The 17,425-nt window shown below is 72.7% G+C and carries 8 protein-coding genes; 3 read left to right on the forward strand and 5 right to left on the reverse strand.

Annotated features, from left to right (window positions below):
- The first annotated feature begins 636 nt into the window (after positions 1 to 636).
- A complete protein-coding gene (locus tag MXD59_RS08435) occupies positions 637 to 1,866 on the forward strand; it encodes an NAD(P)-dependent malic enzyme (protein WP_308301672.1) in 1,230 nt (409 codons plus the stop codon).
- A 190-nt stretch (positions 1,867 to 2,056) separates the two neighbouring features.
- Here the strand turns inward: MXD59_RS08435 and MXD59_RS08440 are convergent, their stop codons facing one another.
- Complete coding sequence (locus tag MXD59_RS08440) at positions 2,057 to 2,401, reverse strand: hypothetical protein (RefSeq protein ID WP_248824191.1); 345 nt, start codon at positions 2,399 to 2,401, stop codon at positions 2,057 to 2,059.
- A gap of 239 nt (positions 2,402 to 2,640) precedes the next feature.
- On the opposite strand from MXD59_RS08440, the gene MXD59_RS08445 reads away from it, so the two are divergent.
- Positions 2,641 to 3,618: a zinc-binding dehydrogenase gene (locus MXD59_RS08445; RefSeq protein WP_248824192.1), complete on the forward strand. Its 978-nt coding sequence runs from the start codon at positions 2,641 to 2,643 to the stop codon at positions 3,616 to 3,618.
- Between the two features lie 40 nt (positions 3,619 to 3,658).
- On the opposite strand, the gene MXD59_RS08450 is transcribed toward MXD59_RS08445, so the two are convergent.
- The 3 genes from MXD59_RS08450 to MXD59_RS08460 all read right to left on the reverse strand — a co-directional run bounded on the left by MXD59_RS08450 (position 3,659) and on the right by MXD59_RS08460 (position 10,596).
- On the reverse strand, positions 3,659 to 3,838 hold the full coding sequence (locus tag MXD59_RS08450; RefSeq protein ID WP_163547123.1) for a DUF6104 family protein: 180 nt from the start codon (positions 3,836 to 3,838) through the stop codon (positions 3,659 to 3,661).
- 221 nt (positions 3,839 to 4,059) lie between these two features.
- Positions 4,060 to 7,908, reverse strand: a complete 3,849-nt coding sequence (locus tag MXD59_RS08455; protein WP_248824193.1) for a multifunctional oxoglutarate decarboxylase/oxoglutarate dehydrogenase thiamine pyrophosphate-binding subunit/dihydrolipoyllysine-residue succinyltransferase subunit — start codon at positions 7,906 to 7,908, stop codon at positions 4,060 to 4,062.
- Positions 7,909 to 9,519: 1,611 nt separating this feature from the next.
- A complete protein-coding gene (locus MXD59_RS08460; RefSeq protein ID WP_308301673.1) occupies positions 9,520 to 10,596 on the reverse strand; it encodes a thiamine-phosphate kinase in 1,077 nt (358 codons plus the stop codon).
- Positions 10,597 to 10,851: 255 nt separating this feature from the next.
- Between MXD59_RS08460 and MXD59_RS08465 the strand changes: the two genes are divergently transcribed.
- Positions 10,852 to 12,231 (forward strand): acetamidase/formamidase family protein, encoded by a 1,380-nt coding sequence (locus MXD59_RS08465; protein WP_248824195.1) that lies wholly within the window; start codon positions 10,852 to 10,854, stop codon positions 12,229 to 12,231.
- Here MXD59_RS08465 and MXD59_RS08470 read toward each other — a convergent pair.
- Positions 12,139 to 17,292, reverse strand: coding sequence for a PDDEXK-like endonuclease domain-containing protein (locus MXD59_RS08470; RefSeq protein WP_248824196.1), 5,154 nt, complete (start codon positions 17,290 to 17,292; stop codon positions 12,139 to 12,141). The two genes, MXD59_RS08465 and MXD59_RS08470, sit on opposite strands and share 93 nt — an antisense overlap.
- Between the last annotated feature and the right edge of the window lie 133 nt (positions 17,293 to 17,425).

Here is a 17,425-nt window from a genome sequence, read left to right on the forward strand (position 1 = left end):
GGTGGATGGTCGGATCGGTGGCCCGCGGATCAGCCCGCGGGCTGATCCGCGGGCCACCGATGAGCATTCGGCGAGCGGCGATCACGGGCTTCCGGAGACCCCGACAGCTATCCTCTAGCTATGCAGAGGGGCGCCGATATGCACCAATGATTCCCGGCTTCTGGCGGCGTTGACCTGGCTGGCATCCGGGTCTCCCGGATGATTTCCGACCGCGTCACCGTTGCTTCGGGTGGGAGACATGGGAGTGCCGTGCCTCGCCGATGTGCGTCGGCTGTCCTGCGATGTGCGTCTGCTGGCCGTCCATCCCGTGTCGAAAGCCCCGCCAGCGTCGACAGCGTGTGTATCGACGCCCGCTGTGCCGGCACCGGTCCGAACACCCTCGCCACGGCCTCGCTGGCAGCCTGCCCAGCGATGCGTCCACGCGTACGGCGGCGGTCCGCGTGCCATATTGGACCTACCCCCGGGCCACCCCCCGGTCCCTGTCCTGTCTCACATCATGAGGTGGGACGACTCAGGCTCGCCTTCTGCGTGGACGACGCACGCAGCCAGGGCGGGCGACCTGTAGCCGCGGCCCCGGTAAAGGGACCACGACCGCCCCAGCGGGTCCACCGCCGGCTTGTCCGAGGAGCAGCCTCCGTGACCGCAACCACTGACCACTCGACTCTTCCCACCAGCGCCCCGGCGGATCTCGCCGCGGTCAGCCCCCGGCCGTCCGACGACGACCCCGCCTTCGCGCTGCACCGCGGCGGAAAGATCGGGATCGCCCTCACCGTGCCGCTGGACAACCGCGAGGACCTCTCACTCGCCTACACCCCCGGCGTGGCGCGGGTCTGCACCGCGATCGCCGAGGCTCCCGCCCTCGCGGACGAGTACACCTGGCGGGCCAACACCGTCGCGGTGGTGACCGACGGCACCGCCGTGCTCGGTCTCGGTGACATCGGCCCGGCCGCGTCCCTGCCGGTGATGGAGGGCAAGGCTGCGCTGTTCAAGCAGTTCGGTGGGGTTGACGCCGTGCCGATCGCGCTGGACTGCACCGACGTCGAGCAGATCGTCGACACCGTGGTGCGGCTGGCCCCCAGTTTCGGCGGCATCAACCTCGAGGACATCTCCGCGCCCCGCTGCTTCGCCATCGAGCGGCTGTTGCAGGAGCGCGTCGACATCCCCGTCTTCCACGACGACCAGCACGGCACCGCCATCGTGGCCCTCGCCGCCCTGGAGAACGCCGCGAAGCTGACCGGGCGCACCCTCGGCGACCTGCGTGCCGTGGTGTCCGGTGCGGGCGCGGCTGGCGTCGCCGTCACCCGTATCCTGCTGGCCGCCGGCATCGGCGACATCGCCGTCGGTGACAGCCGCGGGATCATCTACCCGGGTCGGGACAACCTCACCTCGGTCAAGGCGGCGCTCGCGGCCGAGACCAACCGTGCCGGCCTGACCGGCTCGATCAACGACGCGCTGGGCGGCGCCGACGTGTTCCTCGGCCTGTCCTCCGGCAAGGTGCCCGAATCGGCCGTCGCCACCATGGCCCCCGAGGCGATCATCTTCGCGATGGCGAACCCGGACCCGGAGATCGACCCGGAGCTCGCCCACAAGTACGCCCGGATCGTCGCGACCGGCCGTAGCGACTACCCGAACCAGATCAACAACGTGCTCGCCTTCCCCGGCATCTTCCGGGGCGCGTTGGACGTGCGGGCCAGCCGGGTCACGGAGGGCATGAAGCTCGCCGCCGCCGACGCGCTCGCCGCCGTGATCGACGGCGAGCTGAGCGAGGACCACATCATCCCGAGCGTGTTCGACGCCCGGGTGGGTCCGGCTGTGGCCGCAGCCGTGGCCGCCGCCGCTCGCGCGGACGGCGTCGCCCGCCGCTAGTCCCTTCCGTTTCTCCCCGATCCCCTTCTTTTCCGCTCTTCAGCCAGGTCGCCCGAAAGGGGCGACAGGGCATTCGACGGCCGCGGGACCTGCCGGGCATCCGCCCCAGTTCCCGCGGCCGTCCGCCGTCCCGGGACATCCCGTCGGATCCGCCGCGGGGGCGGCGAGGAGCGGAATGGGCGGCGGACGGTCAGACCCGGCCGCAACCGGGGCAGGGACGGTGCTCGACCGCCTCGGCGAGTGGGCGCAGCGTGCCGCATCCCTGGTAGGAGCAGCAGACGAAGTCGGCCGCCGCCACGGTGATGACCGCGGTCCCGTCGACCATGACCGTGACCGGCGCCTCCGGGGCGGGTGCCACCCGATGCCGCCGCCAGCCCAACCGGCGCCGTCCGCCACGCCGCCCGCGGCCGGCGCCGGCCAGGTCACCTTCGCCGCCGGGGCTGGCGTCAGGGTCGCCGACGGGACCGGTACCGAGGTCGGCGAGTGGGGTGGACTCCGCGGTGGAGGGACGCGGGTCATCGCTGTGGGTCACCACGGGCTGACCGCCGGATGGTGCGCGGGGTCGGCGTTGGTCGTGGGCACGGCGATGAGTTCAACACACCGGCGGGTCAGGTGCGTGCGCCGGGGCGGATTGTCCATGTTCGGCGGCGCGTCCGATGTGGACGGTTCGCGCGCATCCACGGGGGATGGTTCGCCCGCGTCCAAGGGGAGAAGCTCGCCTGCGTCCAGGGGGAGGAGCTCGCGCCGGGGACGTGGCGGTCGTAGATTCTGGATGTGCTTGCCGCCGCCGCAGTCCGGCTCGACCCCGAGGATCCGCTCGCGGCGTTGTCCGTGGGGCAACAGCCGGATCCGGGGGACCTGCCGGCGGACTGGGTGAGCGTGCGGGTGCGTGCGGCTTCGCTGAACCATCACGATCTCTTCAGCCTTCGTGGGGTGGGGCTTGCGGCCGACCGGCTTCCGATGATTCTTGGCTGTGATGCCGCCGGCGTGACCCCCGAGGGGGAGGACGTCGTCGTCCACGCGGTGATCGGCGATCCGGCGGCGGGCGGTGGGGACGAGACGCTTGACCCGCGGCGGACGCTGCTGTCCGAGCTGCATCCTGGCACGCTCGCCGAAGCGGTCGCGGTGCCGCGGCGCAACCTGGTGCTCAAACCGCCGGAGCTGTCCTTCGAGGAGGCGGCGTGCCTGCCGACGGCGTGGCTCACCGCGTACCGGATGGTGGTGTCGCGGGCGGGGCTGCCGGCTGAGGGCGGTGGAACGCTGCTGGTGCAGGGCGCGGGCGGCGGCGTGTCGACGGCGGCGGTGCTCATCGCCAAGGCCGTGGGGCACACCGTTTTCGTCACCTCACGGGACGCCGGGAAGCGGGAGCGGGCGGCGGCGCTCGGTGCGGACGCGGTGTTCGAGTCCGGGGCGCGGCTGCCGCGCCGCGTGGACGCGGTGCTCGAGACCGTCGGCGCGGCCACCTGGGGGCATTCGCTGCGTGCGCTGCGTCCCGGCGGGCGGATCGTCGTCTCCGGGGCGACCAGCGGGCCGAACCCGCCGGCCGAACTCAACCGGGTGTTCTTCCAGCAGCTGTCGGTGGTCGGCTCCACGATGGGCAGCCGCGACGAGCTGGTCGATCTGCTGGCGCTGCTGGTGCGCACCGGTATCCGTCCGCCCGTCCAACAGGTCTGGCCGCTGGCGCGGGCCCGGGATGCCTTCGCCCGGCTGGCCGCCGGCGACGTGTTCGGCAAACTCGTCCTGACTCCCTGACGGGACGGGGAGAGGTCCCCGGTCAGGGGCCGGCCCGCGGTCAGAGGTCGGCGTCGTCGTCGGGGCGGGCGAGCCAGGTGGCCAGGCGCTCCACGGCCTCCTCGAACTGCGGGTGGACGTCGACGAACGCCCGCATCGCGTCGGCGAGACCCTCGTAGGTGACGGTCTCCTCGCCGCGGCGGTCGACCAGTTCCTCAAGACCGCGATCGGTGAAGTACATCCGTGCTCCCATCCGGTTGGCCCGCCACGCGGTTGACCATCCGACCAGGCTACGGCCATCGAGGAGACGACCACCAGCAGGCTGGACGGTGACCCGTCCGAGCAGACAGTGGCCGTCGGGCTGGTGGCGGTGGGCACAGAGCCGAGCGGTCGCCGTCCACTCCCGGGGGGAGAGCGGACGGCGACCGTCTGGCCGTGCGTGCCGTGCGGGTGTGCGGTGGGTCAGTCGTCGAGGGCGGCTTCGACGAGAGCCTGCTGCTCGCGTTCGTGCACCCGGGACGAGCCGGACGCGGGGGCGGCCGCGGCCCGCCGGGAGACCCGACGCAACCGGATGTTGCGGGGCAGCGACTCGGCGAGGTTGAGCGCCATGTGCGGGTAGGCGCCCTGGTTCGCCGGCTCCTCCTGCACCCAGACGACATCGGTGACGTTCGGGTAGCGCTCGAGCACGGTGGCCAGCTCCGGACCGGGGGTCGGGTAGAGCTGTTCGACGCGCAGCAGGGCGAACCGCTGGGGGTCGCTGTGCTTGTTCCGCGCCCCGGCCAGGTCGTAGAAGACCTTGCCCGCGGTGAGCAGAACTCGACGCACCGTCGTCGGGTCGGTGACCGTCGGGTCGTCGATCACCGGCTGCCAGCTGCCGCCGGTGAGGTCCTCGACGGTGGACGTGGCGGCCTTGGCCCGCAGCATCGACTTCGGGGTGAAGACGACCATGGGACGGCGCACCGGCGACAGTGTCTGGCGGCGCAGCAGATGGAAGTAGCTGGCCGGCGACGACGGGGCCGACACGGTCATGTTGCCGTCCGCGCACAGCGACAGGAACCGTTCGATGCGGGCCGAGGAGTGGTCCGGCCCCTGGCCCTCGTAGCCGTGCGGGAGGAGCAGGACCAGCGAGGACCGCTGCCCCCACTTGGCTTCACCGGCGGTGATGAACTCGTCGATGATCGACTGGGCGCCGTTGGCGAAGTCGCCGAACTGCGCCTCCCACAGCACCAGCATGTCCGAGCGGACCACCGCGTAGCCGTACTCGAAGCCCATCGCCGCGAACTCGCTGAGCAGCGAGTCGTAGACGTAGAAGGTGCCGACACCCTCACGGTTCTCGGTGCCGTTCAGACCGTGACGCAGGGTACGCAGCGGGGTGTGGTCCTCGGCGCTGTTGCGGTCGACGAGGACGGCGTGGCGCTGACCGAAGGTGCCGCGCCGGCTGTCCTGCCCGGTGAGGCGCACCGAGCGGCCGTCCAGCAGCAGGGTGCCGAAGGCGAGCGTCTCGGCGAGCGCCCAGTCGATCGCACCGGTCTCCACCATCTGCGCGCGCCGTTCGATCTGCGGACGCAGCCGGGGATGCACGGTGAAGCCGTCCGGCAGCGTGATCTGTGTTTCGATGATGCACTTGACGGCCTCGAGTGGCACCGCGGTGCTCACGGCGGCGGCCGCGGCGGCCTCCTCCGGAGTGGTGACGATCCGCGGCTGCGGCGCGTTCCCCGACGGGGTGGTGTCCCGGGTCTGCGCGAACGCCTTCTCCAGTTCCGCCCGGTAGGACTTCATCGCCTCCTCGGCCTCATCACGGGTGATGTCCCCGCGGCCGATCAGCGCCTCGGTGTAGAGCTTGCGCACCGAACGCTTGCTGGCGATCGTGTCGTACATCAGCGGCTGGGTGAACGACGGCTCGTCCATCTCGTTGTGGCCGCGCCGCCGGTAGCAGACCAGGTCGATCACGACGTCCTTGTGGAACGCCTGGCGGTACTCGAACGCCAGCGCCGCGACCCGCACACACGCCTCCGGGTCGTCCCCGTTGACGTGGAAGATCGGCGCCTGCACCATCCGGGCGACGTCGGTGGCGTACACCGACGAGCGGCTCGACTCGGGCGAGGTGGTGAACCCGACCTGGTTGTTGATGACCAGGTGGATGGTGCCGCCGGTGCGGTACCCGCGCAGCTGGGAGAGGTTCAGCGTCTCGGCGACGACGCCCTGCCCGGCGAACGCGGCGTCGCCGTGCACCAGCACGGGCAGCACGGTGAAGCCGGCGACACCCTTGTCGAGGATGTCCTGCTTGGCGCGGACGACACCCTCGGTGACGGGGTCGACGGCCTCCAGGTGGGACGGGTTCGCCACCACCGAGACGTTCACCGTGCGCTCCGAACGGGCCCGGTAGACGCCCTCGGCACCCAGGTGGTACTTCACGTCACCGGAGCCGTGCGCGGTCTGCGGGTCGAGGTAGCCCTCGAACTCGTCGAAGATCTGCCGGTAGGACTTGCCGACGATGTTCGCGAGCACGTTGAGCCGGCCACGGTGGGCCATGCCGATGACGACCTCGTCCATCTCGGCGTCGGCGGCCCGGTCGAGCACCTCGTCGAGGGTGGGGATGGTCGACTCGGCGCCCTCGAGGGAGAACCGCCGCTGGCCGACGTACTTCGTCTGCAGGAACGACTCGAACGCCTCCGCGGCACCGAGCCGCTCGAGCACGTAGAGCTGTTCGGCCGGGTCGGGACGTTCGGCGGAGCGTTCCACCCGCGCCTGGATCCAGGCCCGCTCGTCCGGCTCCTGGATGTGCATGTACTCGATGCCGACACGGCGGCAGTACGAGTCGCGCAGCACCCCCATGACGTCGCGCAGCGACATGGTGCGCTGCCCGGCGAAACCGCCGACGGCGAACTCGCGGTCGAGGTCCCACAGCGTCAGCCCGTGGCTGATGATGTCCAGGTCGGGGTGGCTGCGGATGGCGAACTCGAGCGGGTTCGTGTCGGCCATCAGGTGCCCACGGACCCGATAGGCGTGGATCAGCTCCAGCACCCGCGCGTTGTGGTCGAGGTCGCCCTCGTGCACCACTGCCTTGTCCGGAACCCAGCGCACCGGCTCGTACGGGACCCGCAGCGAGCGGAAGACCTCGTCGTAGAAGCCGTCCTGGCCGAGCAGCAGCTGGTGCATCCGGCGCAGGTACTCACCCGACTGCGCGCCCTGGATGATCCGGTGGTCGTACGTGCTGGTCAGCGTGATTGTCTTGGAGATCGCGAGCCGGGCCAGGGTCGTCGAGGACGCCCCGGAGAACTCGGCCGGGTACTCCATGGCACCCACGCCGATGATCGTGCCCTGCCCCTGCATCAGCCGCGGCACCGAGTGCGCGGTTCCGATACCACCCGGGTTGGTCAGGCTGATCGTGACGCCGGTGAAGTCGTCCATCGTCAGCTTGTTCGCCCGGGCCCGGCGGACCAGGTCCTCATACGCGACCCAGAAGTCGCGGAAGTCCATGGTCTCGGTGTTCTTCACCGCCGCGACGACGAGCTGGCGCCCCTTCGGGGTGACCAGGTCGATCGCGAGGCCAAGCCCCACATGCTCCGGCTGGACGTGCGTGGGCTTGCCGTCGACCTCCGCGTACGACGCGTTCATCGCCGGATGGTCAGCCAGCGCCCGCACCATGGCATAGCCGATGAGGTGGGTGAACGACACCTTGCCACCGCTCGAGCGGGCCAGGTGCCGGTTGATCACGATCCGGTTGTCCGCGAGCAGCTTCGCCGGGAACGCCCGGACCGACGTGGCGGTCGGGACGTGCAGCGACGTCTCCATGTTGGTGACGACGCGGGCCGCAGCCCCCTTGAGCGGGGTGCTGACCGACCCCGACGACGCCGCTGGCTTCGCGGCCGCGGCCGGTGCGGCCGGCTTCGTCGCGGGCTTGGCCCGCGCGGCGGGCGCCGGCTCCGAGCGCGGTGCGGCGGCCGCGGGCGCCGCGGGCGCCGTCGGCGCCCCGGTCGCGCTGACGGCCGGAGCCGCGCTGACGGCCGAGGGGGCCGGGGGTGCCGGCGCCGCGGCTGGGCCGGCGGTGCTCACGGGTGCCGGCGCGGCGGCGGGTATGTCGTGGGCTGACTCACCGCCCGAAGGTGCCCCGTTCGACGCGACGTCGGCCGGCGCTCCGGTGGCGCCGGGAGTCGTCGGCGGCACGGTCGGGCGATAGTCGGAGAGAAACTCACGCCACTCCGGCGAGACACTCTCCGGATCTTCGAGAAACTGTTGGTAGATCTCGAAGACCAGCCATTCGTTGGGTCCGAAGTCAGGTCCGGACGCAGGAACCGTCGGTGCTGTCACGGGGCCATTCGCCTCTATCCACGGTCTCACTTCACGGCCTCCGAAAGGCCCTTCTGTCACCGTCTGCTCAGGCTACCCGCTGCGGCCAGAGCTGGTACGACCGGACCTGCCCGGTCCGGTCACACGGACCCTCGGTACCCACCCGGCGCCGTCCCGACACCACCCGGTTCCTGCCCTGTGTCCGCCCCGATCCGGCCATCATCTCGTCCTGATCTCGTCCTGATCTCGTCCCTTTCCTGTCCCTCTCGGTCCGGCTTCCGTGCCTCGCTTCCACAAGCCCGCTTCCGCCACCCCGCCCCTACCGCGTGAAGGCCTGATCGCACCGGCTTCGACCCCGACCCGCGACCGTGCGCCCTCGCGAGGAGATGGTCTCCCACGAAGCGTCATCGCGAAACCACCAAACGCGCTCATGGCGGTGCGCTCGTCTCCAGACGCGACGCCATCCCCGATTCGGGCTCGCCTGTCCCGGCTATCACCGTGCCCGGCGAGCATGCCTCGACCCCGACCACGCCGGCCTCGGATCCATGGAGGGTGCCCAGGTCGTCCGCGACGGAGTGGAGCTCCACGCGGGCCTGTGGAGGAATCCCTGTCCGGTATGTCCTACGGTGGTCCGAGTGCTCGGATCCGCACGGCGATGTCCGACGGACGGGGCGGGGTGAACCCCGGGTGGACGGAGCGGGCGGAGCAACGGGGGCGGGCGGTCTCCAGGCCAGGCGGGACGGACGGGTCGCGGGTCATCGGACCAGGTCATGCGGGTGGGAACACGGTGGCGCGACTATCCGTTAAACTTGTCAGTGCCGGCCCGCATCATGGCCCCCGGACCCAATGAACGCCGCTTCGAGCGGCCTACGCCCGTGAGGCGACCTGGCGGGTCGGCACCTAGACTTCTCCTCTCCCCGAGCACCGAGCACCGAGCACCTTGGGTGCCGTGGCGCGTACACCCCCTTTTCGGGGGCTGAGGCCCGCGCGGGGCACGTGGTCGCGCACCGTCGCGGTGCTGGTACGAAGGCCATGTGATGGCGTCACAGATGCGATCCCATGGCTGGCGGCCAGAACAGGGCGACGTTGATCGGCGTTGCGGACCATCGATCGTTCCCGTCGACCGTTGTTGTCGCCGTTGTCGTGGCCGTCGACCGTTGCCGTGGTGGCCGCCGACTGGTGTGAGCGGGTGGAGGGGCGCCGCTGTCGCGACAGGTGACTTTCCACCGCCTGCGGTGCGGTGCGGGGTCGGCCCGGACCAGTCATCGCCGGCGTGTACGAGACGTCCGATATGTGCTTTGTTCGCGTTCCAACGGATGGGCGTTCACGTGCGGAGCCAGTACCGCTGGATGGGCCGAAAGAACGACGGCTGAATGGGTTGAGCGCCAACCTGACCGGGCGTTCGGAATGGCAGGGATGATGGCCGGGTCGGCCACCCGGAGCCGACTCGAGGCCGGTCGGGCCGTGGTCGGCACCGGACATTCCCGTGGCGAGGGAATGCTGGTCGTCGGGGCCGGTCGGGATGCTGATCAGGGTGCGGTCAGGCGGGCGATCAGGGTGGTGGCGGTGGTCGGTGAGGGTGCGGTGGTCGGTGAGGGTGGGGGTGGCGCTGTTACGCGGTGGTGGGCCGGTTCACTCGGGCGAGTGTGGTCGGTCGGGGTGGTTCGAGGTGGATCGGCCGAAGTGGGTCCAGCCGCCCACACCGGTCGGGGTGCGTCCGTCGACGGTCACGCCCGTTCCGTCGGACTGGACGGAGCCGATCCGCACGCAGCCGGGTGGTAGCGCGACGCTCGGTGGAAGCGGGGGCAGGCATGCCACCAGGGCGTGGTCCTCACCGCCGGTGAGGACCCAGTCGAGGGGATCAACGCCGAGGTGGTCGGCGGCGCCGCGCAGGGCGTCGTCGATCGGGAAGGCGTCGGTGGTGAGGTCGATGTGCACGCCGGACGCGGCGGCGAGGTGCCCGACGTCCTGGACGAGCCCGTCGGAGACGTCGCACATGGCGCGTGCGCCGAGGGCCGCGAGGGCGGGGCCGAGGTGGTAGGGCGGTCGGGGGCGACGATGCGCGGTGAGGAGGTGGTCCCAGCCGCGGGCGGTGAGGGAATCGTCGTCCGGTCGGGTGGGGCTGAACCCGTCGGGTGCGGGCCATGGGGAACCGCCGCCGGGGGCCGGCGGTGTGCGGGGGATGGCGGTGAGCAGGGCGAGGCCGGCGGCCGAGGGGCCGACGGTGCCGGCCAGGACGACGATGTCGCCGGGGCGGGCGCCGGAGCGTAGGACGGGCGCGCGCCCGCCCAGATCGCCGAGGGCGGTGACGCCGAGCATGATCGTGTCGGCGGAGCTGATGTCGCCGCCGGCGACGGTGGTGCCCGCGCGGGCGCATTCGGCGGCCAGGCCGTCCGCGAGGGACAGGACCCAGCCGAGTTCGGTGGAGCCGGGGGTGGCCAGGCCGACGAACAGGCCGGTGGGACGGGCACCCATGGCGGCGACGTCGGCGAGGTTCTGGGCGGCGGCCTTGTGGCCGACGTCCGCGCCGCCGGACCAGTCCCGGCGAAAGTGACGTCCCTCGACGAGAAGGTCGGTGGTGACGACGACGCGGCCGTCGGGCGCGGCGAGCATGGCGGCGTCGTCGCCCGGCCCGACGAGGACGTCAGGGCTGCGACCGAAGCGAGCGGTGATCGCCCGGATGAGTTCGAACTCCCCTAGATCCCGCACATGCGGACCCTTGGGGCTAAAAAGTTCCGCATCCACGGGCCAGCCACCTTCCGCGCCTCGGAATGACGGTGATCGCAACATATATGTGACCTTTTTGTCACATTCCACTGAAAATGTGACGCGCGTGAACCTGCGCTGTCGATGTGCATCCTGCGTACCCCCTGCCGGGAGGCAGGACGGTGCGCGGGCGTGGGTCCAGGCGGCTCGTCACGGTGGGAGCCCGCCCGGACGGTCCCGGACCCGGTAGAGCCGCCCGTGGCGCTGCAACCGGGCCGCGGCAAGATCGAGGGTAGACATTATCTGCCCTCCACCCCCGAAACCGTCACCTGGGGTGAACTGCCGAACGCCCGCTCCCGACCGGTCCTGTCCATCGATCCCGGTGCCACCGTCACCATCGACACAGTCAGCCAGGAGGGCATCCTCGGCGACCAGGGTCGCGACCCCGAGTCCTTTCTCGCAGGTCTCGGCGTGGTGCCCGCCGAGGTGCTCGCGGACGCGCGGGCGATCGCCGCGTCCGGCCTGCCGCACCAGTACGGTGTGGACGCGCCGCACATCGTGACCGGGCCGGTGTTCGTCCGGGACGCGGAGCCCGGTGACATGCTGCGCGTCGACGTGCTCTCGCTGCACCCGCGGGCGCGGTACGGCATCGTGTCGAGTCGCCATGGCGCGGGGCTGTTCGCCGGGGAGTTTCCGGAGGGGCCACCGCCCGAGGCGAGCGCCAGCGCGCGGCACTGGCAGCGCTTTGGCACCGTCACCACCCTCTGCGCGATCGAACGCCGCCGTGGGCGGCTGTTCGGTGCGCTGACCAGCGTCGGCGGTACCCGGACCCGCTTCCCGCTGACTCCCTTTCTCGGCGTCATGGCGGTCGCGGTGGACAGTACCACCGAGGTCATCGCGTCCACATCGGTCGGACTGCACGGAGGCGCGCTGGACTGCGTCGATCTGGGCGTCGGTGGTCACCTGTACCTACCCGTCCAGGTGGCCGGCGGGCTGTTCGCGGTGGGCGACCCGCATTATGCGCTCAGTGAAGGACGGCTGGGTGCGACCGCGCTCGAGGGGCCGCTGCGGGCGACCCTGCGGTTGTCCACGCTGCGGGAGGGGGCGGCGGGTGCGGTGCTGGGGGCGCTGCGCGAACCGTTCGTCGAGACCGAGACGGCCTGGGTGACGATGGGTGTCGACGCCGAGCTGTCCGAGGCGGTCCGCCGGGCCGCCCGCTCGGCGATGCTGTTCCTGACCAGCCGGATCGGGCTGGAACGGTCCGAGGCCATGGCCTATCTGTCGGCCGCCGCGCAGATCGGGGTGTGCCACGTCGGCTCGGGCCCACAGACGGCCTTCTGTCGCATCCGCCGGGCCGACTTCCTGGAACCGCCGGCTGCCCGTTCCCGGCTGGCCCGCCAGCCCTTCGCCCGCATCGTCGGTGCCACCGAGGACGACCCCGACCACCATGACCCCGTGCCTGTGGACTCGGAGTCGCCAGACCACACGCGCCTCGATCCCACACCGCTGGACCCGCCGGCCGCGAGCGCGGGTGGCGGCGCCGGCTCAGGGCGGCGGGAACTGTCCGACGGCGAACGGACCCGCGGGTTCGCGGTTGCGCGCGAGTCGGACGAGATGACCGACGGCACCCCCGTCTGAGAGCACCGCGCCGTCCTGGTCGGTGCTGTCCTGGGTGGGGCCGGTGCCGCTGTCCGGGATGGGGCCGGTCTGCGGGGTGGCGTCCGGCGAGGTGGGGACGGGGGTGATCCCGGCGGCGGCGAGGCGCGGCCAGAGGGTGGCGAGGGCCGCCTCGGGGTTGAGCTCGAAGTCGGACTGGCGCACCCGCCAGAACCGCCAACCGACCCGGCGCAGGTCGCGCTCGCGGTCGAAGCCCCGGGCGATGTCGGCGTCGCCGGCGTCATCGTCGCAGCCGATCGCGAAGCGGGACCGTCCACCGCTGACCACCAGGTCCAGGTGCAGCCCGCCGATCTCCACCTGGGGGTCGACCAGATAACCGCGGCCGGCCACCCGCCGGTACACCCGCTGCGCGAGCAACGAGCCGAACGCCGGATGCGGACGGTCCTCGGGTACCAGCCGCGGGTCCGGGGACTCCGGTGGCGCGCTGGCCCGGCCGGGCCGGGTGGCCGCCGTGAGCTGGGTGGCGGTCGCGGACCGTGCGGTGGACGCGGACCGGGTGCTGGACAGGACGTGTGCCAGGTAGCTGTGGCGCAGGTCGTGCTGATCGAGGTCGGTGAGGGTCACCGAATGGAACAGCCAGACCTGGTCGCGGGCGCGGGAGGCGGCGACGTTGAACAGGCGCTGGTACTCCAGCGTCGTCAGGGGCGTCGGCGGGGTCGAGGGGGCCACGACCAGCGACACGAACACGACGTGGCGTTCGTCGCCCTGGAAGTCCGCGGGGGTACCGACCCGCAGTCGGCGGCGCCGGTGCTCGGCCGCGGACAGCCGTTCGGCCAGCAGGTCACGGATCAGGGTCGCCTGCGCCTGTCCCGCCATGACCACCACGCCGAAGGCCAACCCGGCGTTGCGGGGGTCCTGCGCGCTGAGCAGCACCTGCCCGACCAGCGCCTCCGCCTCCGCCCGGTTACGCGGACCGGTGGGCGTCGGGATGGTGGAGCCGTGCGGGACATGCCGGGCGACCAGCGGTGGCAGTCGATCGGCGCCGAACTGGCGCAGCGGCACCAGCGGCGCCTCCCGGTAGAACATCGCGGATGACCATTCGATGATCTCCGGCATGCACCGGAAGTGCTCGCGCAGGCGCACGACCTCACCGAACCGGGTGCGCAGCAGGCTGAACAGGCTCGACCGCGGGCTGAACCCGACCCGCAGCCAGGCCGGGACGTCCGGCAACAGGGCGTCGAGCCGGTCGAGGACGTCATCGAGGTCACGCCCGGGCACCGCCGCCGGGGTGCACTGCCGGTCGTCACCGACGACGATCACCCGGGGGGCGAGCCAGAGCAGGAACAGACTGTCCAGGCCCGCCTGGCTGCCCTCGTCCACGATGACGACGTCGAAGCTGTCACGCACCGGCGGGATGGTCGAGAGCACCTCGCGGATCGGCATCACCCAGGCCGGGACGGCCGTCTGGGCGATCGCCATCGCCTCCCGGGCGGCCTGTCGGTAGCGCTCGGCCTGCCGTCCACCGTGGGTCGCGCCCGCGGCGACCGCCTCGCTGTAGGCACGCAGGGCGGCGGACTGCCCGGCGCCGAGGCGCTCCAGGCAGTGCCGCCAGGCCCGGGCGCCGGCGAGTTCCGCGGTGGCGGCGGCCAGGACGTCCTCGGCCGCGTCCAGATCGGCGTCGAGGTCGGCCGGCGCCGCGCTGTTCGGCTGCTGGGCGCTGTTCGGCTCGATGCCGGCGTGGTCGATGGCACGGGTGGCGTCCAGCCAGCCGGTGGCCAGCCCCCAGGACCAGGCCGCACCGAAGTCGTCCAGCTCGAGGCCGCGATCCTTCCCGCCGGTGGGCGGGTCGGTCGGCCCGGTGCGCAGCCGCTGGGCGAGGACGGGATGGGCGGCGTCGAGGCGGGCGAGCAGCGTGTCGCGCCGGACGGTGGCCCGGTCCTGAGCCAGCTGGGCCGTGAGCCGTTCGGTGGCGGCGGTGTAGGCGGCGCTGTCCCGGGCGTGGGTGGCCGCGAGCACGGCGGCCAGCGGGGCGGGTGCCGCCGGATGGGCGGCGAGTCGCTCGTGGTCGTCCCGCACCTGGGCGAGTTCCGCCTCGGCGGCGGCCGCGGCGCGTGCCGGCTGTTCGGCGGCGAGCGCCGCGGCAAGCTCGCCGATCGTCTCGGCACTGGTGATGGCGCTGACGATCGGGGCCGTCGGGGCGGTCGGGGCGGTCGGGGCGGTCGGGGCGGTCGGGGCGGTCGGGGTGGCCTCGTCGCCATGGTTCGCCGCCGTCGCGAGCAGGTGGTCGCGGGCGGTCACCAGGGCGCCGATCGCCTCGATCACCTCGTGTCGTTCCAACAGCCGGGACACCGCGGCCTCGACGGGCAGACCCGGCTGCGGCGGATGACCGGCGAGCACCCAGGCCCGTCCGGCGGCGTCCAGAGCGAGCTGCGCCCGCAGCCGGATCAACACCAGGTCGAGCAGTTCCGGGGTGGTCGGGGCGAGTCCGTCCACGGTCACCTGCGCGAGCAGGGTCTCGGCGGCCCGCTGGGCCTTCCCCCTGAACCGTCGGCGCAGCCCGCCCCCGTCGTCGAAGTGCGCCCGCAGCGCCTCACCTCGCGCCAACAACACCGCAGGTGCGGACATCCGCACCGCCGCGTCCGCCGGCTTCGTCTCGCCGTCCGCGGGCTCGTCGCCGCTGGCCCTCGAGCCGTCCGCGGGCTCGGTACCGCCGCCGCTGACACCGCCACCGTTGCTGCTGACGGTGACCACTTCGCTGACGGTGACCACTTCGCTGCCGGTGACCACTTCGCTGCCGGTGGCCTCGCCGCTGCTGGTGGCCTCGGCGGGCAGCAGCACCTCGTGCAGGCCGATTTCGGTCAGCTGCCGGGCCGCCTCGGCGACCTGCTCCGCGGCCGTGTCGATCTTCGCCCACACCAGCCGGTCGTGACCGGTGAGCGCGTCGTGGACGGCGGCCGGAACCCAGGTCCGGTCGGCCACCCGGGCGGCGCGGCTGTGCACCTCGTCCAGCGCCCGGTGCAGGGCGCGCACGGCGGAACGCAACTCGTCGGCGGACGCGGGGGAGGCCGCGATCAGGGCAGCGAGCAGGGCGCTGGCCGCCGGGGTGAGGCTCTCCCGTGCGGTCGCGGCCGCGGTCCGGGCCGATGCGCCGGCGGCGACCAACGTGGCGAAACGGTCGGCCGCCAGCACCGGCCAGGTCGACTCGTCCGCGTCGACGTGACCCGTGGGACGCGGGGGATTCGAGGAGTCCGCGGGGTACCGGCGCAGCAGACCGCGCAGCTCGACGGCCTCGTCGTCGGTCAGCGGCGGCCCGGCGGTGGCGAGGGCGGATCGGCCGGCCGGGGTCGGGATGGGCAGTGGCAGCCAGGCGTGTGCGCTTTGGGCCGCGCGGACCCGGGCCGCGACGCTCGCCCGGGTTCCGCCCCAGCCCGCGGCGATCGCGGTGTCGGGGTGGATCGTGCCCTCGGCCGCCCGCACGTCCCGGGCGCGTGCGGCCAGCGCGTCCCGCTCCCGTAGTGCCTGGTCGCGGCGTTCGGTGGCCCGTGCGATGCGGCGGTCGAGGGCCTCGGGTCGGTAGGCGGCCCGCCGCGCGGCCAACGCGCTCACGCTCAGGGCCAGCTCTGGCGCGCCGATCCCGGTGGCGACATCGCCGGGATCGGCGAGGTGATCGCCGCCGGTTCCGCTCGCAGCGCCGGCGTCCTCGGTGTCCTCGACATCGTCGGCGGTGTCGGTCAGGGAGACACACAGGTCGCGCAGGTCGGGGGGCAGTTTCGCCCGTAGCACCCGCAGGGCCTGCGCCTTCTGGCTGGTGACGAGGACCCGCTGGCCCTCGGCGAGCAGCGCGCAGATCAGGTTCGCGATCGTGTGGGTCTTACCGGTGCCGGGTGGTCCCTCCACCACGACGCCGTTGTCATGGCGCAGCCGTTCCAGCACCAGAGCCTGCTCGGGGCTGGTGGGCAGCGGCAGCAACGGGTCGGCGCCGAGCACCGAGCCGTCGGTGGCGCCTTCCGCGGCGAGCCACGCGAGCCGCTCGTCCGTGTCCAGGGTCGCCACCAGCTGCGCGAGTCCGAGCGGCGGCGGACCGTCACCGCGCAACGCGTCCAGCATCCGCTCGTAGTAGCTCAGCAGCGCGGCCGAGTCGCGCACCCGCAGCACCAGCGCCGGAGCGAACGTCACCTGCGGCCCGCTGCCGCCGCCGGCTCGCGAGGCCGCGGCCGCGGCGCTGGCCGGGGGCGGCGGCGGGGGAGCGGTCTGGGGGTCGAAGCCGGTGGCGGGAACGTCCACGGCCAGGGTGAGCCACTCGCGCAGCAGTCGAGTGTCGTCCGGGCCCAGCGGTGCCGGAGCGCGGTGCCGCAGACGATCGTGGAGGTTGTTTGTGCGCTCCCGGTGGAACGACGCGACACCGTCGAGCAGGTGGCCATCGGCGAGGCGGGTCGTCGCGTCCGCCGGCAGCCGCACCCGGATGTCGGAGGTGACCGGGTCGATCTCGCAGCGCACCCGGGTCGACAGCAGATGCTCGCGGATGGGCGGACCATCCGGCGGCGCCCAGGTGAGCAGGCCCGTGGCCAGCACCAGCTCCAGCGCGTCGCCTTCCTGCGCGAGCCGGGCGGCCAGGGCGTGCAACGTGTTGTGCAGCGCCCGTCGCTCGCTGTCCGCCCGCGCGCGCGACGCCCAGATCCGCCAGGCCGGCAGCCATCCCCGATACGCCAGCTCGACCTCGGCCGGGTCCACATCCGCCAGATCCATGTCGGACGGGTCCGCGCTGGGGTTGTTGTCCGGTACGGGGGGACGGTCGGGGTCGGCGAGGGCGGGGCTCGGCAGGTGCAGCCGTCCGGCCAGGATGGGGGGCGGGGCGGGCGGCGGCGGCAGCGCGGCCGCGCCCGGCGCGGTCAGCAGGACCTCACCGGGCCCCACCTGCTCGGACACCGGTACGCCCGCGGGCAGGTCAGCCAGCCAGAGGGCCAGGGGATGCTCGTCGACCTGGCGGACCCGGACGCCCCGGGCCACGGCCAGCTCATGCAGGAAGCGCACCAGCCGGTGACACCGGTCGGCCAGTGCGGCGCGCTGGTCGTCCGCCGACATGGGCCCGTCTCCCTCCGCCCCGCGGTCATCCGGCCATCAGATCGGCCGTGATCGTACGAACCCTCGCATCATGACGGCTGCCCGTCGCGCCCGGCCGGCTGGGGGTCCGCACGGGCCCGCCGGGACGAAGGCG

This window comes from Frankia umida (assembly GCF_023242945.1).
Taxonomy (GTDB): Bacteria; Actinomycetota; Actinomycetes; order Frankiales; family Frankiaceae; genus Frankia; species Frankia umida.

Bases quoted from the DNA above. Each gene is read 5' to 3' on its own strand.
- MXD59_RS08450 (WP_163547123.1), bottom strand. From the start codon at position 3,838: ATGTACTTCACCGATCGCGGTCTTGAGGAACTGGTCGACCGCCGCGGC.
- MXD59_RS08470 (WP_248824196.1), bottom strand. From the start codon at position 17,292: ATGTCGGCGGACGACCAGCGCGCCGCACTGGCCGACCGGTGTCACCGG.